The organism is Pseudomonas sp. NPDC089547 (genome assembly GCF_050280665.1).
Classification (GTDB): Bacteria; Pseudomonadota; Gammaproteobacteria; order Pseudomonadales; family Pseudomonadaceae; genus Aquipseudomonas.
Map to the genome: position 1 here is coordinate 134,996 of NZ_JBNNVS010000011.1, position 21,861 is coordinate 156,856.

The 21,861-nt window shown below is 56.9% G+C and carries 19 protein-coding genes and 3 pseudogenes; 16 read left to right on the top strand and 6 right to left on the bottom strand.

Features of this window, described 5'->3' with window-relative positions:
- The first annotated feature begins 202 nt into the window (after positions 1-202).
- Both ACQKPZ_RS10760 and ACQKPZ_RS10765 read left to right on the top strand, forming a co-directional pair.
- A complete protein-coding gene (locus tag ACQKPZ_RS10760; protein ID WP_391133265.1) occupies positions 203-1,033 on the top strand; it encodes an undecaprenyl-diphosphate phosphatase in 831 nt (276 codons plus the stop codon).
- Entirely contained in the window at positions 1,026-1,439 is a 414-nt protein-coding gene (locus ACQKPZ_RS10765; RefSeq protein ID WP_427537645.1) for a DUF1294 domain-containing protein, read from the top strand. Before ACQKPZ_RS10760 ends, ACQKPZ_RS10765 begins: the two co-directional genes overlap by 8 nt.
- A gap of 121 nt (positions 1,440-1,560) precedes the next feature.
- Here the strand turns inward: ACQKPZ_RS10765 and ACQKPZ_RS10770 are convergent, their stop codons facing one another.
- Positions 1,561-1,920 (bottom strand): MmcQ/YjbR family DNA-binding protein, encoded by a 360-nt coding sequence (locus ACQKPZ_RS10770; protein ID WP_427537648.1) that lies wholly within the window; start codon positions 1,918-1,920, stop codon positions 1,561-1,563.
- Positions 1,913-2,683, bottom strand: a pseudogene (locus ACQKPZ_RS10775) (LysR substrate-binding domain-containing protein); the annotation flags it as partial. The gene ACQKPZ_RS10770 and the pseudogene ACQKPZ_RS10775, both read right to left, overlap by 8 nt.
- Before the next feature lie 5 nt (positions 2,684-2,688).
- Here ACQKPZ_RS10775 and ACQKPZ_RS10780 point away from each other — a divergent pair.
- From ACQKPZ_RS10780 to ACQKPZ_RS10810, 7 genes and pseudogenes are all read left to right on the top strand, one after another.
- Positions 2,689-3,244 (top strand): annotated as a pseudogene (locus tag ACQKPZ_RS10780) (IS5 family transposase); the annotation flags it as partial.
- A gap of 443 nt (positions 3,245-3,687) precedes the next feature.
- Positions 3,688-4,428, top strand: coding sequence for a sulfite exporter TauE/SafE family protein (locus tag ACQKPZ_RS10785; protein WP_427537651.1), 741 nt, complete (start codon positions 3,688-3,690; stop codon positions 4,426-4,428).
- Between the two features lie 72 nt (positions 4,429-4,500).
- Positions 4,501-4,791, top strand: coding sequence for a DUF1330 domain-containing protein (locus tag ACQKPZ_RS10790; protein ID WP_427537654.1), 291 nt, complete (start codon positions 4,501-4,503; stop codon positions 4,789-4,791).
- Between the two features lie 731 nt (positions 4,792-5,522).
- Complete coding sequence (locus ACQKPZ_RS10795; protein ID WP_427537657.1) at positions 5,523-6,572, top strand: ABC transporter substrate-binding protein; 1,050 nt, start codon at positions 5,523-5,525, stop codon at positions 6,570-6,572.
- A 114-nt stretch (positions 6,573-6,686) separates the two neighbouring features.
- On the top strand, positions 6,687-7,547 hold the full coding sequence (locus ACQKPZ_RS10800; RefSeq protein ID WP_427537660.1) for an ABC transporter permease: 861 nt from the start codon (positions 6,687-6,689) through the stop codon (positions 7,545-7,547).
- Positions 7,540-8,607, top strand: a complete 1,068-nt coding sequence (locus ACQKPZ_RS10805) for a quaternary amine ABC transporter ATP-binding protein (protein WP_427537663.1) — start codon at positions 7,540-7,542, stop codon at positions 8,605-8,607. The genes ACQKPZ_RS10800 and ACQKPZ_RS10805 overlap by 8 nt, the downstream gene beginning before the upstream one ends.
- A gap of 247 nt (positions 8,608-8,854) precedes the next feature.
- Entirely contained in the window at positions 8,855-9,643 is a 789-nt protein-coding gene (locus tag ACQKPZ_RS10810; protein WP_427537666.1) for an NAD(P)-binding domain-containing protein, read from the top strand.
- A gap of 52 nt (positions 9,644-9,695) precedes the next feature.
- Here the strand turns inward: ACQKPZ_RS10810 and ACQKPZ_RS10815 are convergent, their stop codons facing one another.
- The 3 genes and pseudogenes from ACQKPZ_RS10815 to ACQKPZ_RS10825 form a co-directional block, all read right to left on the bottom strand.
- On the bottom strand, positions 9,696-10,463 hold the full coding sequence (locus tag ACQKPZ_RS10815) for a methyl-accepting chemotaxis protein (protein WP_427537689.1): 768 nt from the start codon (positions 10,461-10,463) through the stop codon (positions 9,696-9,698).
- Between the two features lie 90 nt (positions 10,464-10,553).
- Positions 10,554-11,636: pseudogene (locus tag ACQKPZ_RS10820) on the bottom strand (cache domain-containing protein); the annotation flags it as partial.
- A 104-nt stretch (positions 11,637-11,740) separates the two neighbouring features.
- Positions 11,741-12,793 (bottom strand): proline racemase family protein, encoded by a 1,053-nt coding sequence (locus ACQKPZ_RS10825; protein WP_400693177.1) that lies wholly within the window; start codon positions 12,791-12,793, stop codon positions 11,741-11,743.
- Between the two features lie 508 nt (positions 12,794-13,301).
- Here ACQKPZ_RS10825 and ACQKPZ_RS10830 point away from each other — a divergent pair.
- The 3 genes from ACQKPZ_RS10830 to ACQKPZ_RS10840 are packed head-to-tail and all read left to right on the top strand — an operon-like array spanning position 13,302 to position 15,385.
- A complete protein-coding gene (locus ACQKPZ_RS10830; RefSeq protein ID WP_427537669.1) occupies positions 13,302-14,648 on the top strand; it encodes an MFS transporter in 1,347 nt (448 codons plus the stop codon).
- Between the two features lie 33 nt (positions 14,649-14,681).
- Positions 14,682-15,032 carry a cupin domain-containing protein gene (locus tag ACQKPZ_RS10835; RefSeq protein ID WP_427537672.1) on the top strand — a complete coding sequence of 117 codons (351 nt, stop codon included), beginning with the start codon at positions 14,682-14,684 and terminating at the stop codon, positions 15,030-15,032.
- Between the two features lie 11 nt (positions 15,033-15,043).
- Positions 15,044-15,385, top strand: coding sequence for a RidA family protein (locus ACQKPZ_RS10840; RefSeq protein WP_400693167.1), 342 nt, complete (start codon positions 15,044-15,046; stop codon positions 15,383-15,385).
- 60 nt (positions 15,386-15,445) lie between these two features.
- On the opposite strand, the gene ACQKPZ_RS10845 is transcribed toward ACQKPZ_RS10840, so the two are convergent.
- On the bottom strand, positions 15,446-16,507 hold the full coding sequence (locus tag ACQKPZ_RS10845) for a GlxA family transcriptional regulator (protein ID WP_400693164.1): 1,062 nt from the start codon (positions 16,505-16,507) through the stop codon (positions 15,446-15,448).
- Between the two features lie 190 nt (positions 16,508-16,697).
- On the opposite strand from ACQKPZ_RS10845, the gene ACQKPZ_RS10850 reads away from it, so the two are divergent.
- The 4 genes from ACQKPZ_RS10850 to ACQKPZ_RS10865 all read left to right on the top strand — a co-directional run.
- Entirely contained in the window at positions 16,698-18,116 is a 1,419-nt protein-coding gene (locus ACQKPZ_RS10850; RefSeq protein WP_427537675.1) for an NAD(P)/FAD-dependent oxidoreductase, read from the top strand.
- Positions 18,117-18,127: 11 nt separating this feature from the next.
- Complete coding sequence (locus tag ACQKPZ_RS10855) at positions 18,128-19,096, top strand: NAD(P)-dependent oxidoreductase (RefSeq protein WP_427537678.1); 969 nt, start codon at positions 18,128-18,130, stop codon at positions 19,094-19,096.
- The gene (locus tag ACQKPZ_RS10860; RefSeq protein ID WP_427537681.1) at positions 19,093-20,544 is read left to right on the top strand and encodes an aldehyde dehydrogenase family protein; all 1,452 of its coding nucleotides are present in this window, start codon (positions 19,093-19,095) and stop codon (positions 20,542-20,544) included. The genes ACQKPZ_RS10855 and ACQKPZ_RS10860 overlap by 4 nt, the downstream gene beginning before the upstream one ends.
- Before the next feature lie 94 nt (positions 20,545-20,638).
- A partial coding sequence (locus ACQKPZ_RS10865; protein WP_427537684.1) for an acetolactate synthase large subunit occupies positions 20,639-21,861 on the top strand: 1,223 nt, incomplete at its 3' end.

The window sequence follows — 21,861 nt, forward strand, 5'->3', positions numbered from 1 at the left end:
GTCTGCAACAGGTCGCGTCAAGCGATTGCAAAGCCGCTCTGCTAGGATTTCGGCCGCGCAAGATGAAACCTTTAGCAGGCGTGAACTTTTCTACTGGCGTTGCGCCCAACAGTCGCTGTAAAACAGCCGGGCCGCGTGCGGCAATTTCAAGCAAATCAAGAACAAGGGGCCTGCAGCAAGCAGCGCTCCATCCGGGGGAATGATGGATTTTTGGACTGCCTTCCAGGCAATCATCTTAGGTGTGGTCGAAGGGCTGACAGAGTTTCTGCCGATCTCCAGTACCGGGCACCAGATCATCGTCGCCGACCTGATCGGTTTTGGTGGCGAGCGGGCCATGGCTTTCAACATCATCATCCAGCTGGCGGCGATCCTGGCAGTGGTGTGGGAGTTTCGCAGCAAGATTTTCGAAGTGGTGTTCGGCCTGGCCAGCGAGCCCAAGGCGCGGCGTTTTACCGGTAACCTGCTGTTGGCATTCATGCCAGCGGTAGTGCTGGGCGTGCTGTTCGCCGACCTGATTCACGAGTACCTGTTCAACCCGATTACCGTGGCGGCGGCACTTGTGGTGGGTGGCATCATCATGCTCTGGGCCGAGCGTCGCGAGCACCGCGTGCAGGTGGACCACGTGGACGACATGCGCTGGAGCCATGCCCTGAAGATCGGTTTTGTCCAGTGCCTGGCCATGATCCCGGGTACTTCGCGCTCCGGCTCTACCATTATCGGTGGCCTGCTGTTCGGCCTGTCGCGCAAGGCAGCGACCGAGTTCTCGTTCTTCCTGGCGATGCCGACGATGGTCGGTGCGGCGGTGTATTCGGGCTACAAGTACCGTGACCTGTTCCAGCCCGGCGACCTGCCGGTATTTGCCATTGGTTTCGTGACGTCGTTCATCTTCGCCATGATTGCCGTGCGTGCGTTGCTCAAGTTCATTGCCAATCACAGCTACGCGGCGTTTGCCTGGTACCGCATTGTGTTCGGCCTGCTGATTCTGGCGACCTGGCAGTTCGGCTGGGTGGACTGGTCGACCGCCCATGGCTGAGGCGCTGCGTGGGCAACGGGTTGAGGGCGTGCGTAACGTGCGGCTGAAGCTGCTGTTGTTGGCGGTGTTGTGCCTGCTGCCTTTATTGGGCGCGGCGCGCATGGCGTGGAACGACCAGGCCTGGTGGCCGCTGGCGCTGTACCCGGCGATGAGCCTGATCAGTTTGCTGCTGTATTGGCAGGATAAACAGCAGGCGTGTACCCAGGCCTGGCGCACGCCCGAGAAAGTGCTGCATGCCAGCGAGCTGTTGGGCGGCTGGCCCGGGGCGCTGGTGGCGCAGCAGGTGTTTCGGCACAAGACCCGCAAGGTTTCTTACCAGCTGGTGTTCTGGGGGATTGTGCTGGTGCATCAGGTGTTCTGGGCGCACTGGCTGTTTTTTGCAGGGCGCTACCTGCCTTTTGGTTGATGCGTGGCAGTACCGGCCTCTTCGCGGGTAAACCCGCTCCCACAGATACACCACAGGCTTCAAGGGATGTGATACCCCTGTGGGAGCGGGTTCACCCGCGAAGAGGCCGGTACAGGCTGCCCTACATCACCAACCCCACCTGCAAGCGCTTCGGCAGCCGGCGCACCACCAGCTGGTGCGAGCGCTGCAACACATCACACAGCTCATCCCGCCCCATGGGGTAGGGCAGCGCCATGCTGATCCATTTTGCCCGCGCCAGATACGGCGCAGGCCGCACCCCAGGGCGGTCGCAATAGCCGAGAAACAGCTCATCGGCCACCTTGAACGACAACCCGGCACCGGCCAGGTCGAGCACCGCGAACATCTTGTTGCCGGCCACCGAAAACACCCGGATACCGCCCCATTTGTAGTCCTCCCGCGCACCCGGCAGGCTCAGGCAAAACGCTGCCACTTCGGGTTCGCTCATTTTCCTTTCAGACATACCGCTCTCCACAGGCCTCGAATGATGCCGCCAGGTGATCGATCCATACCCGCACGGCAGGCAGTACACCCCGCCGGTGCGGGTACACCGCCTGCAAGTACCCGCCTGGCAGTGACCAGTCTGGCAGCAGGCGCACCAGTTCGCCGCGCTCCAGCTCTTCCTCGCAAAACATGCTGGGCAGGGCAGTGCAGCCGAGGCCAGCCCGTACAGCAGCATTACGTACTACGAAATCGTCAATGGCCAAGCGCGGTTCCAGGGCGATTTCCTGTTGCTTGCCATGGGGGCCGAACAAGCGGAAGTGCACCAACCGGTCCGCTTCAGCGGCGCCCAGTACGGGCAGTGAAGCGAGCTCAGCCGGTTCACGGATGTGGTCGGCAAAACCGGGCGCGGCCACCAGTTGCATTTGCGCCTGGCGCAAGCGGCGGGTAACCAGGGCTGGGTCTTCGTCGCCCAGGTCACGCACTCGCAGCGGCACATCGATGCCTTCGGAAATCAGGTCGACCCGGCGGTTGAGCAGCACCATGTCCAGTTGCACCAGCGGGTACTGCGCAAGAAAGCGGCTGATCACATCCGGCAGGAAGGCATGTGCCAGCGCCACCGGGCAAGACACCCGCAACCGCCCGCGCGGTTCGCTGCTCATGCTGGCCACGGCTTCATCAGCGGCTTCGGCTTCCAGTAGCATGGCCTGGCAGTGGTGCAGGTAGCGCTCGCCGACCGCCGTGAGTTTCAGCTGCCGTGTAGTACGTTGCAGCCCCCTGGTTTTTCTTAACCGCCGTACGCGCAACCCGAGCCTCCTCTGGCGCCGGGAAAAAAGGGGGCCTGACGAGCCTGCCGATCACGCTCTAGGCCGCAGTCGCGGCGGCCTTACAACCAAAATCCATATGCTCTGCGACGCCAACGGGACACCGTTGCGCTTCCTCCTTCTCTCTGGTGGTCAAGCCAGTGACATTAGCTACGCCCAGCCTTTGCTGGACGACGTCAGCATTCCCCAAGCCAACGTGGCCGCCCACGTAAACGCTGTAAATGGTTGCTTGCCGACAAGGGTTGCGACGCCGAAGCGCTACGCCGCTACTGCGATCAATATCGAATGCAGCCCGTCATCCCGCTGCGCTCAATGAAGCGCAAACCCAAACCTGGCTTACCCAGACTGTTTGATCGGCCCAAGTACCGGCAGCGCAACATCATCGAGCGCATGTTTGGCTGGCTGAAAGAGAACCGCAGGATCGTGACCCGCTTCGACAAGCTTGCGAAAAGCTATGCCGCCATGGTCTCACTGGCTTGTTCCATGCGGTGTTTGCGACATCTCTTTTCGTACAGAGCCTAGACGAGGCTCTACTCGCGTAAATCTAGGACACCGATTCAGCGTATAAACCTGCGTATGAAGCAGGATGCAGAATCCACTGATTTTTTGGAGGCAATACAGCGGTGAGAGCAGTGGGGATACTGGTGCTGTCCTGTCCCTGAATGGGCATACGTTGGTTCAGTTCAGCAGCATTGGGTCTCAAGGCCTGTTCCGGGGCTGACACTGGCTCGGGCCGACGAGGTATCGCATCGCTTACCAAAAGCTCTGGTAATCGGCTATGCGCATGCCCATGCGGGAGATGGCGGGCAGCATTATTCTCATGTATTGAGTCACTTCCTTCCTATCCTGCACAAACGACGGACCGCACAATGGTTAGCACGGTGGCAGCTTCGTATCGCCTGACGAAATCAAGCTTGAGCGCCTCAATGTAGCAGTCGTCAAAGGATATAGAGGTTGCACCGCCCATGTTATCTGAGTTCCTACTTGTCTCACCTTCAATCACTGCATACGCCCTTTGCTGCGTGTTTGTAGCGGCGGTCGCTCGCGGCTTTTCAGGCTTCGGCTTTACGTTACTCGCGATCATGTCACTGTCTTTCGTGTTGCCGCTGTCGACCATCGTGCCGGCGATGTTCGTGCTTGAGATAGCCGCAGGTGTGAAGCTCTTGCCATCGATCTGGGGTCAAGTCCATTGGTCTTCCATACGTGTGCTTGTGATCACTTCCATTATTGCGACCCCCTTAGGTGCCTACCTGCTGGTCAAAATCCCTGGGGACTACGTTAAGGTCGTGTTAGCCGTCCTAATCATCGCGTGCTGCCTAACGATGATTACGGGGTTCAAGCTCCGTAGAATGCCGTCTTTCCTGGAAACAGCGGCAACAGGGACAGGTGCAGGTGTACTGAATGGCGCCCTGGGCTTGGGTGGGCCCCCAGTTATAGTCTTTTTCCTCGGGTCTCCCTTGGCGCTGGAGGCCGGGCGCGCGTCGATCATTGCGGCATTCCTGGCGATGGACGTTGCAGCGTTGCCCGCATTCTGGGCGCTGGATCTATTCGGGAGGGAGTCTATTCACCTCGGTCTCATGAGCTTGCCCGTGCTAGTTCTTGGAGTATGGCTAGGCTCTCGAATCGCAAAGCGGGTAGAGGAAGATGTGGCTCGAAGGGTCATCATCGGCCTGCTACTTTTACTCGCCGTGGGCAGCTTTATCTAATCGTTCCAAGCCGCGGCTCTTCGATGGCATCTGGCACTGAAGGGCGTGGCAACACATTCATAGGAGATAAAGATGAAGGGCTACTGGGTTATTTTCGGATCTGCTGTCGCTGACGCCGAGGCGCAGCAGGAATACGGGCGGCTTTGGACTCCTATCGCAGAACGGTACGGCGCCAAGATCAAGACTTTGTCGCCGGACGCCAAGCTAGAGGTCAAGGCGGACGGCCGGGTGCTCGTCGTCGAATTCCCCAGTTACGCCGACGCTAAAGCTTGCTACGAAGATCCAGCTTATGCCGAAGCGAAAAGCTTCGCGCTCCGAGCAGCAAGCCGCGAGCTGATTATCTTGGAAGGAGATCTGAGCTGAGGCTGGAACAGCTCCAGAACGGAGGGTGGGTCGTCATCGGTGGGCTTACTCTGCTTTATGACGGGGCCTTAAGGATTGCCCCCCCTCAGCCTTCGAATCCCTCTCATCCCCTACGATTGGATCGATCAAAAGGAAGACACCTCCGAGATGGGGGTCTTGATCGGGAATCGTCTATCCTATCCAGACAGCTTACAGCTAGGACCATGGAGCTGGCGGAGCCTTGGCTTCCCGAACTTCTCCACCTCTCCTAGTGGCTGATCCCATGGAAGAGGGTGTTGGTGCCAGGCTCTCCGCCGGCTCCTGAAATGTAGAATTCTGCTGTTAATCGTCCTTTTCTTTATAGACGTTCGTTGTGCCCGACCCCAGAATCAATCTACGTCTCGAAGAGTCGATCGCCATGAAACTACAAGAATACCAGGCTGACGATTGTTCCCAAGGTTGCTCCGTTAGAACGGACTACCTCCCTGCCTTTTATTTGCCTGAACCCAGTGTCCTTCATTCCGAGTGCTCCGAGCATTCGTTGGTGATGCTGCGCTCCAGCTCAGCTGATCAAATTTACAAGTCAATCTTTCGCCATCTGCGAGAGAAGGTTTCTGTGCTTCAAAATTTGCAGTAACGGCGCATTCGGCCGCTGTTTAACAGATAATTACCTTGCTCTCTAGTTGAGCTTGGGGCATCTGTGTGCCGATAGATAAGCTCAAGTATAAAATCAATAATGAGGGTGGTCGCGAATGAACAGTGTGAGAATGGTAGTCTCCCAAGCTGGCGTTAGTCAGGTCGGGTTTAAGAAGCTTCTTTTAGCGACGCCCTTTATGATTGGCTTTGCGGCGATGTCACCCGCAGCCCACGCGGCGGACTGTGGAGCTGTGACGATCGCAAGCATGAACTGGGCCTCAGCTGAGCTGCTCGCGGAGGTGGACAAATTTATTCTTCAGAACGGCTACGAGTGCGACGCGAGCATTGTCCTAGGTGACACCGTCCCTACACTGACATCGATGGCTGAGAAGGGTAAACCAGACGTGGCTCCCGAGTCGTGGACGAGCTTGCGCCCGCCAATTACCCAAAAGAATATTGAAGAGGGCAAGCTGCTCATCGCGAGCAAAGCGTTCACTGAAGGCGGGGTGCAAGGCATCTATGTCCCCAAATTCATCGTCGATGAACACCCTGACATTAAGACAATTGCTGATGCATTTAAGCATCCCGAACTGTTCCCTGATCCTGAGGATCCATCCAAAGGCGCCTGGTCTGCTGGTCAGCAGGGGTGGGGTGGGACGATCATCGCAAGCCAGTACTACAAGGCCTATAAAGGCAAAGAGGCTGGGTTCAATTTGGTGGATACAGGTTCCGCGGCTGGGCATGATGGTTCTCTGATTCATGCTTACGAGCGTAAGAAAGGGTGGATTGGTTACTACTGGGATCCGACCTCGTTGCTCGGAAAATACCAGATGGTGCGTCTGCCCAGCGGTGCGCCATATGACGAAGCTGAGTGGAACCGTTGCAACAAAGTCGAGAAGTGCGCCGATCCCAAGCCTAATGAATGGCCAGCAGATGAAGTCAACACAATTGTAACCAAGTCGTTTGCTGATCGAGCTGGCTCTGCTTACAACTATCTGAAGACTCGCTCATGGCCGAACGCGACCGTCAGCAAAATGCTTGCGTGGATGGCGGATAACCAGGCAACGGGTGAAGACGGTGCCAAACAGTTCCTCAAGAAAAATCCTGATATCTGGACTAAGTGGGTAGATGCAGACGCGGCTGAGAAAGTTAAGTCCGCTTTGTAATCGCTGACCGGTGTGGCGCCTGATGGCGCCGCTCCCTGCAACCGGGAACAACAAAAATGAGCCTGGTAAACTGGTATAGGTAAGCATATGACTTGGTTTCAAGATTTTCCTCAAATGGACGAAGACGCTCTGCGTAGCATGAAGCAAGTAATTGATGAAGGCTTCAGAACGTTCACGCGTAGTCATGGCGAAACCATTGAGGGTTTTTTCGCGCCGCTACAAAAGTTTTTGCTAATTTCTGAGAAGTTTATGACTCAGACGCCGTGGCCAATTATTGTGCTCATCATATTGGGCATCGCTTGGGCGGCTAGCAGAAGCGTCAAGGTAGTAATTGGAGCACTCGTCGCATTGCTGGCAATCGGATATTTCGGCATGTGGGATGATTCGATGCGTACCATCTCCATGATCTTCGTGTGTACGGTGTTGTCGATCATCATCGGTTTGCCCATCGGGATCCTGATGGCGCGGTCAGAGCGTATTCAGAGGGTAATCAATCCGGTACTGGACGTGATGCAAACCATGCCGAGTTTTGTCTACCTGATCCCAGTGGTGATGTTGCTCGGCATCGGCAGGGTCCCTGGCTTGATCGCGGTGGTCATTTACGCGATCCCGCCGATGATCCGAATGACTAACCTCGGGATTCGCTTAGTCGACAAGGATGTACTAGAGGCCGCAGACGCGTTTGGTTCATCTAACTGGCAGAAGCTCAAGAACGTTCAGCTTCCATTGGCACTGCCCACCATCATGGCCGGTATCAACCAGACGATCATGATGGCGCTGGCTATGGTGGTCATCGCTTCGATGATCGGCGTACAGGGGCTTGGTCAACCAGTGTTGAAAGCCATCGCCAATCAGTACTTCACCCTTGGGATTTTCAACGGCCTTGCCATCGTGGGTATTGCCATCATTTTCGATCGAGTCAGCCAGGCATACGGGCAACGACTTCAGAAACACCTGGAGGTGGTCCATGGCTGAGCAAAAAATCGACGGTATCAAAATCCGTAATCTCTACAAAATCTTCGGCCCGCATGCCGCGACCCACATCAACGCCGTGAAGTCGGGTATGACGAAGACCGAATTGATGGAACGGCATGGGCATGTGCTCGGCTTGCGCGACATTAACCTGGAAATGCCGGCCGGCTGTATTCAGGTCATCATGGGATTATCCGGGTCTGGTAAGTCGACCTTGATTCGCCACATCAACCGTTTGATTGATCCGACGTCTGGCGAAGTGCTGGTCAACGGTGATGATGTGGTGAAGATGAATCCCAACCAGTTGCAAGATTTTCGTCGGCAGCAGACGGCCATGGTCTTCCAGAAGTTTGCTTTGCTGCCTCATCGAAATGTGCTGGAAAATACCGTCTACGGCCTCGATATCCAAAAGCTGCCACGTGCAAAAAGCACAGAAATTGCCATGCGCTGGATTGAGCGCGTAGGCCTCAAAGGATTCGAGAAGAAGTACCCGAACCAGTTGTCCGGGGGTATGCAGCAGCGTGTTGGTCTGGCTCGAGCGTTGGCAAACGATGCACCGGTTCTCCTTATGGATGAAGCCTACTCGGCGCTTGACCCGCTGATTCGTATGGACATGCAGACGGTTCTGCTTGATCTCCAGAAGGAGATCAAAAAGACGATTGTGTTCATCACCCATGACCTGGATGAAGCGTTGCGTCTGGGGGATCAGATTGCGATTTTGCGAGACGGTCAAGTCATTCAGCAGGGCACAAGCCAGGACATTGTCCTCCGCCCCGCTGACGACTATGTCGCGAATTTCGTGAAGGAAGTGAATCGGGGAAGGGTACTCCAAGTTGAAGCGGTCATGATTCCTGTTCGAGCGGGGGCTGCTTCTACCGGCGCTACTATTGCCGCCGGAACAACGGTGGAGGAGGCCGTTCGTATGCTCGTGTCGGCACCTGACGGAGATGTGACGGTTGTATCTCCAAATGGTAAGGCACTGGGTGTGGTGACGTTCCGGCGGCTGGCAGAAGCGATGGTCAACGCCAAAGAGTTACCAAGCTTGCGGGTTGTCGCGAAGTAGCCGGGCTGGCGTCAGGCTTCGGGTGAGCCTGATCAGGTCTTGCTCACCCACAGTGCTCTAACTCGGGCGGCTTGGCACGCTGCCCTTGAATTGATATAAAAATTACCACTACTCGTCCCGCTCGTTATATGCCCAAAGGTTGTACGGTGACATAGTGAAAGCATGACGCCGCAGCGCATTTATTGGTCAAAGCCCCTTTATGCACCGCGGTCAGTTTGCAACTGATCAGAATGGTAGAGGGATAATCATGAGCGTCTTGGGTATCTTGGGGGTCGGAGAGCTTGCCGATAAGCTTGTGAGAGGGCTGCGTCGTAGTGGCTATTCCGGCACCATCCTATTGTCCCCTAGAAACGCCGAGCGCGCCGCTCTGCTCGAAGATGAGTGTGACTGCCGTATCATGGATAGCAACCAGGCGGTGGTGGATGGAGCGGATACCGTCATTGTGGGGGTCCGGCCTCGAACGCTTAACGAGTTGGCTGCTCAGGTTTCATTCCGTGAAGGGCAGCATCTTGTTTCCTTATTGGCTGGTATCTCTCTAGAGCAGCTATCCGAAGCATTCCCAGGCGCCAGCTGTGTGCGTGTCATGCTGTCTTATGCCGCGCTGTTCAATCAATCCACTATTGTCATTTGCCCGCCTGACCCTCGAGCTGAGGAGCTATTGAAGCCGCTTGGGCAATTGGTGGTGGTTAACGATGAGTCATCATTCGAGCTGGCAACGGTTGCGGCATGCATGAATGGCTGGTTCTACTTCTTGCTTCACGATTTGCAGCAGTGGCTGAGTGAAAAGGGCCTCTCTGCGCAAGATGCGAGAACGCTTGTGCTAGGCAATTTGCAAGACTGTATCGCCAGGGCGCAGTACCACCCTGAGCAGTCCTTGAGCGAACTTGGGCAATCGATCGCCACTCCTGGTACGTTTACCTATGCCGGCTTAGAGGTGCTCATGCATCAGCCTGTTAGTGCCAGCTGGGGGGCAGCGTGCGAAGTGGTTTTGGATGCGCTGCTGACCCGCTCGAAGCTGGAAGCACAGAAGCCATAAGATGACTTGGACCGTTTGGGAGGAACGCTCGCGCACTCCTCCCTGTTGAGTATTACTGGCGGAAGCGGCCTACCAGTCCTTGAAGTTCAGTGGATACATCGGATAAACGCTCAGATCCAGTCTTGGCATCACCAGCGAGTTGCTCGACTAGGCATGCGTCCTCATGGATCTGTGTGATGTGTCGATTGATGCCCTCAGCCACCTGATGCTGCTCCTCCGCAGCCGTTGCTATCTGCGTATTCTGGTCGCGGATCTGATCCACTGAGAAACGTATTGATTCGAAGCTCTCACGCGCCTGCCGGATATTTGCGACGCTGGTATCGGAAATGCTCAGGCACGTTTGCATTTGTCGAGTCACATCCTGGGTTCGTCGCCCAAGGCCGCTGAGTAACGAGTCTATTTCCCCGGTGCATTCTCCTGTGCGCCGTGCAAGGGCGCGTACCTCATCGGCAACCACTGCAAAGCCTCTTCCCTGATCCCCTGCACGGGCGGCCTCGATAGCGGCATTCAGTGCGAGTAGATTGGTCTGCTCAGCAATGGCGCCGATGGTTCCCAGGATGGTATTGATGTTTTGGCTGTCGCGTTCGAGCTGCTGCATAGCGATCGTCGAGTCGCGCAATGTCTCGCTAAGCCGGGATACGCTGCTGGTGGCTTCCTCGATGCGGCTCTGGCCATCATGTACTTGTCGCTGACCATCATCGGCGGAGTTTGCGGCTTCAGAGCAGGACCGAGCGACCTCATTGGCGGTAGCCACCATTTCATTGAAGGCAGTAGACACCAGCTCTACTGATTCGCGCTGTCGCCCTGCGGCATCATTCATTTCAGCCGCAGTTTGGGTGGCGGATGATGATGCTTGGTCCAGCAGCGAAGATGCATTGCTTATGCGCTGTATCAGCAGGCGGATTGCTCCAAGGAACTGGTTGAACCAGCGGGCCAGTGTTGCCGTTTCATCCCGCCCTTGAACCTTGAGATCGCGGGTGAGGTCGCCTTCACCCTGTGCGATATCTGCCAGGCCGCCTGAAACTGTCAGGATGGGGCGAACAATCAGGTTAGCGAACCATGCTCCCAGTGCAGCGAATACGATCGAAAGGATGACCACAATCGCTACGACCAACCAGGTGAGCTGTCTAGCAGTTGCCTTGACTTCGTCTTCCTCGATCAAACCGACGAATTGCCAGCCTAATGCTTCGGACCGCCAGCTGTTGGCCATGAAATTGCGCCCGCCCAATTGGACTTTCCCAAGCCCATCGAGTCCTACCAATTCCGCGTAGCCGGGGCCCAGGTTACCGAGTGGCTTGAAATTGTGCTCATCGTTGGTCGGGTCGACCAATACGTTGCCATTACCCTCGATTAGCATCAGGTATCCAGTCTTGCCCAGCTTGATTTTGCGGATGATATCCGTGAGTTGATTGATGGAGACGTCCAAGGCGAACACTCCCTTGGGGTTGCCTTGGTCGTCGCTGATGGTGCGAACGGTACTGAGCAGGATGGCTTTGTCGGCTGGCCAATAATAGGCGTTGGAGCGAAGTGTTTTCCCGGGTTGAGACATCGCAAGCTGGTACCACGGACGCTGCCGGGGGTCGTAGCTGTGCCGCTGAGGGTCTTCAGGCCATGTTGCGAAGGTGCCGTCATCACGTCCATAGGACAGATACGCGGTACTGGGATGTGAATGGGCAAACTGCCCGAATACCTGCATCAGACGCTGGTGATCAGGGGATAGCGGGATGCTGCTTGCTTCGGCCGACGTGTAATCCTTCAGTGGGCGAGCGCCGATTACCTGGGGATTGCTGGCGAAGTCATTCACGTTCTGCGAGATGCCATCGAAGAAAATCGCCATGGCGTTTTCAATTTGGCGCATCTCACGGGAGGTGCTATCCATGAAGTTGTTTTGAGCCTGTGTGCGAATGTTCATCAGCACGATGGCCGCAACCAGCACGACTGGCAGGCAGGCGATGCCCGCGAACGCTAAGGTCAGCTTGTTTTTTATGTTCATGATTGACCCTTTGGAAATTATTATTGGCCAAAAAAAAGCTTCCGATTGATCCACGCAATCGGAAGCCTTGTCTTCGAGCGCGTCAGTCGACGCCACCCATCAGGTCAAGCCCAGATATCCCCGATGGTGAAGCCTTCGGTGAATGGATCGTCGTGATCCAGCACGAAGGTGTTCAGGCCATAGATCCAGCTGGTGCCGGTAACGGTCGGTACCACGGCCTTGTGCTGGCCAATAGTGGTTTCTTGGATCAGGCGGCCGGTGTAGATATTGCCGAGGATGCCTTGGTGGCGGAAATCCTGGTTCAGCGGCAGTTCACCTTTGGCGTGCAGGGTCGCCATCTTGGCGCTGGTGCCAGTGCCGCATGGGCAGCGGTCCAATGCGCCAGTCCAAGTGGCAGGGTCATCCCACGAGAAGGTGCCAGAGGACATGGTGACGGTGTTTTTCCAATCAGCTTTTGGATCGTCGGACGGGCCGGACAACTGCGAGATGGTGATGCCTACGCCAGGATAGTCTGGGTGAGCGACCGGCAACTGCTCAATGGCGGCCTCGCGGATCATCGACGAAACGCGGGCGATTTCACCGCCGTGCTCAGGTTTGAGTTCCAGGCCTTTGAACTGACGTACATCGGCGATGACATAGAACATGCCACCCCAACCGACGTCGACGCGGACTTTACCCAAGTGGGGTACGTCGATGACGGCATCGAGATGAGCAGCGAAGGCGGGGACGTTCTGGAAAGTAACGCCTTTGACCTTGCCGTTCTCGCACTGGGCTTTAATTCGGATCAGGCCGGCGGGGGCTTCGAGCGTAAGCTCGGTCACCGGCTCGGTCATCGGCAGCATGCCCATCTCAAGCAGCACGGTCACTACCGAGATGGTGTTGCCGCCAGACATCACTGGATACTCGATCTGCTCCATGATGACATAGCCAGCGTCAGCCTCAGGATGGCAGGGCGGCACGATAATGTTGCAGCAGTGTGCTGGATAGCCGCGCGGTTCGCGCAGCATCAGTTTACGCAACTGGTCATCATTCTCTTCCAGCCATTTCATCTTGGCGTATACGGTGTCGCCAGGAATGTGCGGGACGCCGCCAGTAATCACACGCATTGGGGTGCCAGCGTGGGTGTCGACCGCGTGAATGGTTCTTTTGAAGGCCATGGGAACTCCAGCTTATTGTTCATATATACAGACAAGCACGCACCCTACCGCTGCGCGCTCTGAATGAGTCGGGACACGCAACGCGTTAGGGCAACATTGTACGGAAAGCATCAAATGCAGGCTGTGCGCGTCTCCGTATGCGCGCACTCTCTCACCCTTGTTGATCAAGGCCCTATAACGTTTGGGACATCTCATGTGATGATCGGGCAGGGCTGCTGACGAGCTGGGTGTGCGGCCTTGGTTTTTCGAGCGCCAGGGGATTCATACGACTACTTGTCATAATTGTTATATGGGTATGCGTGCAGGAGTGACATAGTGATTCACAGGTGGGGCGCGACGCATGGTCGCAGCTCTAAGTGACTGATTTAGGAGAGGGAGTTGTACAGAGCAAGCACGCGACAATCGTCAGCGCGCAACTTTGGCGTGCCCGTAAACTTGTAATATTGGACCTTGCGTCACAGTGATTAGCTGGGCGTTACTGCAATAACAAATATAAAAGGAAACTTCAATGTCGAGTTGTAAACGATCCATTGAAGACGCTTCCCTTAATGGCTTCCATAAGAAATTGGCGTTTTCTACCTCTGGCAGTCCGTTCCTGGACGGGTATGTCCTGAGCATCATCGGTGTGATCATGTCGCACCTGTCTTCTGCCTTGCAGATCAATCTGTTCTGGGAGGGCCTGATCGCCTCCGCTGCGCTGATTGGACTGTTCTTCGGCGGTTTTCTAGGCGGTTGGTTTACTGACCGTTACGGCCGCAAGTTGCTCTACGTGATCGACATCGCCGTGATCATAGTGATTTCGATTGCCCAGTTCTGGGTGGATTCTGCCTGGATGCTGTTCTTGTACAGGTTGCTGATCGGCGTGGTGGTTGGGGCGGACCTGCCTATTGCCACCTCCTTGCTCGCCGAGTTCCTTCCGCGGAAGGCTCGAGGTCCTTTGCTGGCGAGTATGGTTGTGAGTTGGTTCGTAGGGGCCGCGGTAGCTTATGGGGTAGGGGAGATGCTTCTGCGCCTAGGTGGCGCCGATGCGTGGCGCTGGGTGCTGGCCAGTGCCGCTGTGCCAGGGCTGCTCCTGTTTGTGCCGCGTATGCTTACCCCAGAGTCGCCGCGCTGGTTGATTAGCAAGGGCCGTATTGCTGAGGCGGACGAGATCATTAAAGGGATCTATGGTCCTGATTACTCGTCGCGTGATCTGCCGGAGCCGGCCAGCAAGAAGAAGGTGTCTGTTGCTTCGTTGTTCCATTCTGGGTACGGCAAGCGCATGGTTTTCGTGACCTTGTTCTGGACCTGCTCGATTGTGCCGTTGTTCGCAATCTACGCCTTTGCACCGAAAGTTTTGCAGGCGCTGAAGCTCTCGGATGACATGGCAAGTGTGGGCTCGATCGCCATCACCGTCTTGTTTGTGGTCGGCTGTCTTGCGGCAACACGTGTCATCAACAGCATGGGGCGCCGGCCTATGGTCATACATAGCCTCTTCTGGTCGGGGGTTGCGCTAGCAGTACTGGGTTTCTTCCCTGATGCAGCTCCGGCGATAGTCCTGTTCTTGTTCGGCGCTTATGCATTTGTGATCGGCGGTGCGCAGGTCTTGCAATACGTGTATCCCAACGAGCTTTTCCCCACCGAGATTCGCGCCTCTGGTGTTGGCCTGGCTACTTCACTTTCACGTATCGGCGCTGCTGCTGGTACGTACCTTGTGCCTATTTCTCTGGCATCACTCGGCATTGGTCCCACCATGCTGGCTGCTGCTGCGATTTCCCTGTTCGGCGCTCTGGCGTCGTGGTGGCTTGCGCCAGAGACCGCGAAACTCGACCTGCAACAAGCATCTTCACTGGATGTTTGCGCCGGCGCGCGCTGATCCAGACATTTCAATCAAACGGAGATTTTTTTCATGAGCCAAGTTCTTACTGTCGTGCGTCAAGCTGCTGAGTCCCCGCTGGGTGAGATGGCCCCGGCAAAGCTGCCAATCGGCGACGTAATCGCCCATGCAGCGACTGGTCAGCATCAGGCTGATGAAGCTGTTAATGCAGCAATTGGTGTGTGGGAAAGCAGCCCAGGTGTTTTCCGTCGTCACCTGAAAAACCGCGAGTTTAGCCACATTGTAAGCGGCTCCTGCACCTTCACCCCCGACGGCGGTGAGCCTGTTGAGTTGCGTGCTGGTGATGCTGTGCTGTTCCCGGAAAACTGTGAAGGCGTCTGGAACATCCACGAGACGCTGCGCAAGACCTACGTCCTGTTCTAAGGAGCTGGTACATGATTGAGCGTATTAACCCAGGTAAGCGTGCCAGTCAGCTGGTTGTTATCGGTGGCCGGATTGAGACTTCCGGCATCGTGGCACAGAATCTCGACGGCGATATCACTGAGCAGACCCGCTGTGTTTTGAGTCAGCTGGAGGCGTGGTTGGCCCAGGTGGGTGCTACCAAGGCCAATCTGTCGCGTATGCAGATCTGGCTGGCGGATATGGCTGAGTTCGATCGCATGAACGAGGTCTATGACGCCTGGGTGGGCGAAGCTCCGCCTGTGCGGGCTTGCGTCGGTGCGCCGCTTGCCGCGCCTGGCTATCGGATTGAGATTCAAGCGTTCGGGCAGCTCTAGTCCTAGGCTCGAAACACAAAAAAGCCGCCGCAACTCAGGTTGCGGCGGCTTTTTCATTGGCTACAGGTCTGGATCCAAGCCTGCGCTGTCTCCGTGCCAGTCAAAGCGCTCCACCTCATGGCGTCGTTTGCGGAAAGTGTAGGGAGTCTCCCCATATAGCTTGCGGAACCAAAGAATAAAGTGTGACGCATCGGAAAAGCCGCAGGCCAGTGCGATGGTGGTGATGTTCTGGCTGGTATTCACGAGCAAGCGGCGCGCATGCTCAAGGCGTAATTTGCGCCAATAGTTGGCAGGTGGCTCCTGCGTGTTGGCGACAAACTCGCGGTGGAGCTGCCGTGGGTGAGTGCCCACCGCTTCCGCAACCGTTTGGAGGGTCATCGACGCGTCCAGATGTGCTCGCATAAACTCGATGGCGCGTTGAACTCTGTCGTTCTGATACACGCTTTCACTAGCTGCTGCCGCTCTCTCATCTTCTCGGCGCTCCTCGACCAGCAGGTACTCAAGGCCTTTCTGGGCGCGCACAGCGCCGCAGTGACGTCTGATCAGGTTCGCTGCCAAGTCGATGGCGGTGCCACCGGGACAGGTGATGATTCCTCGATCATCGACGTAGCTCTTGTCGATGACCATTGTTGAGGCGGGGAACCGCTCTTTGAACTCGTCTCTCAACGTGAAGTGAACTGCACAGCGACGGCCGTCTAGTAGTCCTGCTTTTCCCAATACGAATGAGCCGGAGCACAGGGCGATGATCGGTATGTGCGCAGCGTTCACGCTACGTAGCGCGTCGAGCAGCCAGTCGGGCGGATTCCTGGTTTCTCCAAGCAGCCCTCCAGCAATGACGATGTAGTCGTACTGGGCGAACATGTTTAGGGGTTTGGTCGGATGGATTGGCATGCCGCAGCTGGCGGTGATGGGCTGATCATTCAGCGTCATCCAATCCCATTGGCAAAACAGTTGCTGGCTGCGGAAGGACTTGTCAGCTGCGAAGCGCAGCGAGTCAACCAGCCCGGCAACCGGTACCAAGGTGAACTGGTTCAGCAGCACAAAGCCTACCCTCAGTTCGGGTTTGACCGGCAGCTTGATATCCGCCTCGAGCGGAGCGTCATAGTGCTCTTGGTGAACCATGGACGAATACCTCACCTCATCGTGACTGCCTACATTTTAGATGGAGTGCAGGGTCCGGAATATCATATCAATCTCAGCAAGTAGAAAAAACGGGACAAAAGGTAGTCCCTAGGCGTGCTTCTACTATCAATTGTCATGCTTGTTACAGCGAGAGCGCCCCTAGGGTGAGCATTATGTTGCAAAAACCAACATGCTCTTACGCAAAGGCACCAATACTATGTACCGTGGATTCTGGTATGCCCAGGCACTCGACCTGGACAGCGATCTGGCCCCTGCTTTGCAGGATTCAATTCAAGCTGACGTCTGTATCGTCGGTGGCGGTTTCCTTGGCCTGTGGTCGGCCATCCGCCTGAAACAGGCGCACCCGGAAAAAACTATCGTTATTGTCGAGCGCGACCGTTGCGGTTCTGGCGCGAGTGGACGTAACGGCGGCGTTGCCACGAACTGGTGGGGCAAGTATCTGTCCGTGCGCACCATCTGCGGCGATGTAGAAGCTCGGCGTATCTGTGAAGCTGCTGAGTCTGCCATCGACGAAATTGGTAGCTTCTGCCAGGAGCACGGTATCGATGCTCAGTACCGTAAAGATGGTTGGTTGTGGACAGCCACAAACCAGCGCCAAATGGGCTCTTGGAAAGTTCTGACTGACGGCCTTCAAAAGCTCAATGTGAACCCATTCCAGGAACTGGATCGCGAGACCATTCGCGGTCGCGTTGGCTCGCCACTGGTCTTGGGTGGTATCTACGACCCTAATGCTGCCACCGTGCAGCCAGCCATGCTGGCTCGCGGCCTGCGCCGAGTGGCGCTGAAGCTTGGGGTGAAGATTTTTGAGAAATCCCCGTTCACTCACCTGGAGCGCGGCAAAAACCCGGTGGTGCATACCGCTTTGGGACGCGTGAAAGCTAACCACGTTGTCTTGGCACTGAATGCTTGGGGTGCTCAGTTCCCCGAGCTGCGTCGCATGATCGCGATCATGTCCAGTGACATGGTGGCCACCGCGCCGGTGAAGGCCAAGCTTGACGCCATCGGCTTCAGCGGCGGCGAGTGCATGACCGATTCACGCACCGTGCTCAACTACTGGCGCAACACCCCGGATGGCCGTGTGGTGTTCGGCAAGCCGCTGGGCCAGTTCGCCTACGCCGGGCGAATCGGCAACCTTTATGAAAAGCCGTCGCCCGCCGCTGACAAGGTCGCCGCCGAGCTGCGCCGCCTGTACCCACAGCTGGCTGACGTGCCGGTGGTCAGCAGCTGGACCGGCCCGATCGACCGCGCCATGAAAGGCCTGCCGAACTTCGGCTATCTGGACCACCACCAGACGGTGAGCTATGGCATCGGCTTCTCGGGTAACGGTGTTGCCACCACGGTCTTCGCCAGCCGCATCATCAAGTCGCTGGCTACCCACGCGAACGATGAGTGGGCCAACTGTGGCTTGGTCAATCAGAAGATGAAACTACTGCCGCCTGAGCCTTTCCGCTTCTTTGGTGCACATATGGTGCGCGACGCTCTGGTGCGAAAGGAGTCCCTTGAAGACCACGATCAGGACGCAGGTTTCATCACTCGCCAACTGGTTGCCATGGCACCGGCCGGCTACGTTCCCGCCCAGAAAAAATAAGTAATAGGATTATGAGCGAACACATTGTCTTTCTCGACGACGAGGGTCTTGCGGCCTCGACGCGTCTGAAACGCCCTGACTGCGAACATACCTGGGAGCAGTTTGCATACACCCATCCTGACCAGGTGCTCGAGCACCTGAAAGATGCCACGGTTGCACTGACTTGCAGCGTACCGCTTCGTGAGGAGCACCTGCGTCAATTGCCGAAACTGAAGATGATTTCGTTGGCATTAACTGGCCGCGACATTGTCGACGTCGATTACTGCGATGCTCACGGCATCGAGGTGTCCAGCGTCCCTGGGTATGCTGCGAACACGGTGGCCGAACACAGCATGGCGATGATGCTAGAGCTGTTCCGTCGTCCGGCGGCTTTCAGCCGGCTTATGCGTAAAGTGCATGCAGGGCAGGCCGAGTACAAAAACATCTATTTCGACCACCGCATCCGTGATGTGCGAGGCAAACAGATGGCGATCATTGGCAGCGGTCCTATTGCCATCCGCCTGGCCGAGCTGGCGCGTGCTTTTGGCATGGAAGTGTTGTTTGAAGACCGAGGCGGCAAACGTCCTGGGCCTGAGAATCGCTCGCTGGAAAGCCTGCTCAAAAGCTGTGATGTCCTGTCAATCAATGCGCCATTGACGCCTGAAACCTATAACTTGATCGACGCTGACAAGCTCGCGTTGATGAAGCCTGATGCGCTAGTCATCAACACTGGGCGGGGTGGCATCGTAAACGAAGCCGCTTTGATCGATGCATTGCAAAATGGCCGTTTGGGTGGCGTTGCCCTGGATGTGGTTGAAGTCGAGCCGCTGCACCCGAGCAACCCTCTATTCCAGTTGATCGACCGCGATGATTTCATTCTCAATCCGCACATTGCCTGGAGCAGTGAGGATGCGATGCAGCAGTTGATGGATCGCGCCGTCGACAACATTACTGATTTTGTTGCCCGTCACACCACTGAGAAAAGGATCCGTACCGCATGACCATCGCCACTAAAAGCAGCTTCGTTGACGGCGCTTTCGTTGCCCTGGGTAGCGGCGCTGATATTCTCGAAAACCGCAACCCGTCCAATCCAGGTGAAGTGGTGGAGCGCTTTGAGCGCGCTGACCAGCACCTGACCGAGCAGGCCATTGCTGCTGCACGCCGCGCTCAGCCAGCATGGGCTCGCAGCAACCCTCAGCAACGTGCGGATGCTCTGGACTTTATCGGTACCGAAATCCTCGCTCGCCGTGAAGAGCTTGCTGCTCTGCTGGCCCGCGAAGAAGGCAAGATCGTTCGTGAAGCACTTGGTGAAGTTGACCGCGCTGGCCGCTCGTTCAAGTTTTACGCTCAGGAAGCCCTTCGCGCCGAGGGTGAAAAGTACCAGTCGGTGCGTCAGGACGTAGGCATTGACGTGTTCACTCAGCCTCTGGGTGTGATTGGCATCATCGCGCCGTGGAACTTCCCGATCGCCATTCCGGCATGGAAGATCGCGCCGGCACTGTGCTTCGGCAACTGTGTGGTATTCAAGCCTGCTGAGCTGGTTCCATCTTCGGCCTGGGCCCTGGCCGAAATCATTAGCCGCTCGGGTTTGCCAGCTGGCGTTTTCAACATGCTGATCGGCCCTGGCCGCAGCGTCGGCGATACCATTATTCGTTCTTCTGAAGTCGATGGCATCAGTTTCACCGGCTCGGAAAACACGGGTCGCCAGATCGCCAAACTTGCTGCTGAAGGCATGAAGAAAGTTCAGCTGGAGATGGGCGGCAAGAACCCACTGATCGTGCTTGATGATGCGGATCTGGAACAAGCCGTGGACGTCGCGCTGAATGGTTCGTTCTTCAGCACGGGTCAGCGTTGCACTGCCAGCTCTCGCGTTATCGTGACTGAGGGCATTCATGATGCATTCGTGGCTCGCCTCGCTGAGCGTACCCGTGCCCTGAAAGTAGGGGATGCATTGCAACCCTCCACCGACATCGGTCCAGTCGTGGATGGTCGCCAGCTGGAGCAGAACCTGTCTTACGTAGCCAGCGGCCGTGAGCAGGGCGCCAAGTTGGTCTGTGGTGGCGAGCGCATCGAGAATGAGGCAGGTGCCTATCTCTTCACGCCTGCACTGTTCACCGAAGTCACTCCCGAAATGCGCATTTATCGCGAAGAAATCTTCGGCCCAGTACTGAGCGTGTTGAAGGTCCGCGATTATGAGGAGGCATTTGCCGCCGCTGAGGATACCCAGTTTGGCCTTTCCGCCGGGATCGTGACCACTTCGCTGCGTTATGCGGAGCACTTCAAACGTAACAGCTCGGCAGGCATGGTCATGGTTAACCTGCCAACCGCTGGCGTGGACTACCACGTCCCGTTTGGTGGTAATGGCGCTTCGAGCCTCGGCTCCCGCGAGCAAGGTACTCACGCTCGCCAATTCTTCACTCGCGTTAAAACCACGTACCAACTGGCCTGATAGCCCACCTTTACCCGAAGACCACCCACGGGGCCGCTTGCGGCCCCGCGGGTTCTGCTGCGCCTAATACTCTGAATTTGAGGTTACAAGAAAAATGGCCAAGGCCGCCGATGTCGTTGTGCAATGCCTGGAAAACGAAGGTGTCGAGTATGTGTTCGGCATTCCCGGTGAGGAAAACCTCGACCTGCTGGAATCCCTGCGCAAGTCGAAGATCAAGCTGGTGCTGACCCGCCACGAGCAGTCCGCGGGCTTCATGGCCGCCACTTACGGCCGCCTGACCGGCAAGACCGGCGTCAGTCTGTCGACTCTGGGTCCTGGCGCGACCAACCTGGTAACCGCCAGCGCCTACGCCTACCTGGGCGGCATGCCGATGATGATGATCACCGGGCAGAAACCGATCAAGAAGTCCAAGCAGGGCCGTTTCCAGATCATCGACGTGTGCGGCATGATGGACCCCATCACCAAGTACACCCACCAGTTCGCCTCGGCCGACAACATCCCGGCGCGCATGCGCGAAGCGTTCCGTTTGGCGGAAGAAGAGAAGCCGGGTGCCGTGCATCTGGAACTGCCGGAAGACATCGCCGCCGAGCAGACCGATGCTCTACCGGTTCCGCGTAGCCTGCACCGCCGCCCACTGGCGGAGCACAAGTCGATTGAAGCTGCTGTTGAGAAACTACTCGCGGCACGAAACCCAATCTTGGTGATCGGCGCCGGTGCCAACCGCAAGATGACCGCCAAGGTCCTTCAGCAGTTAATCGACAAGACCGGTATCCCGTTCATCACCACCCAGATGGGTAAAGGTGTTGTCGACGAGCGCCATCCGCGCTTCCTCGGCAACGCTGCGCTGTCGTCCGGTGACTTCGTCCACCGCGCTGTCGAAGCTGCCGACCTGATCATCAACATCGGCCACGACGTGATCGAGAAGCCGCCGTTCTTCATGGTCCGTGGCGGCACCGAAGTGATCCACATCAGCTTCCGCTCCGCCGAAGTCGATGCCGTGTACTTCCCGCAGGTCGAGGTGATCGGCGACATCGCCAACGCCGTGTGGCAGATCAGCGAAGCGCTGAACGACACTGCGCACTGGGACTTCACCCGCCTGATGGCGATCCGTGAAGCCAACGAAGCCCAGATCGCCGAAGGTGCCGACGACAACCGCTTCCCGGTCTACCCGCAGCGCTTGGTCGCCGACATCCGTCGCGCACTGCCGTCCGAAGGCATCGTGGCCCTGGACAACGGCATCTACAAGATCTGGTTCGCCCGTAACTACAAGGCGCACAAGCCGAACACCGTGCTGCTCGACAACGCCCTGGCGACCAT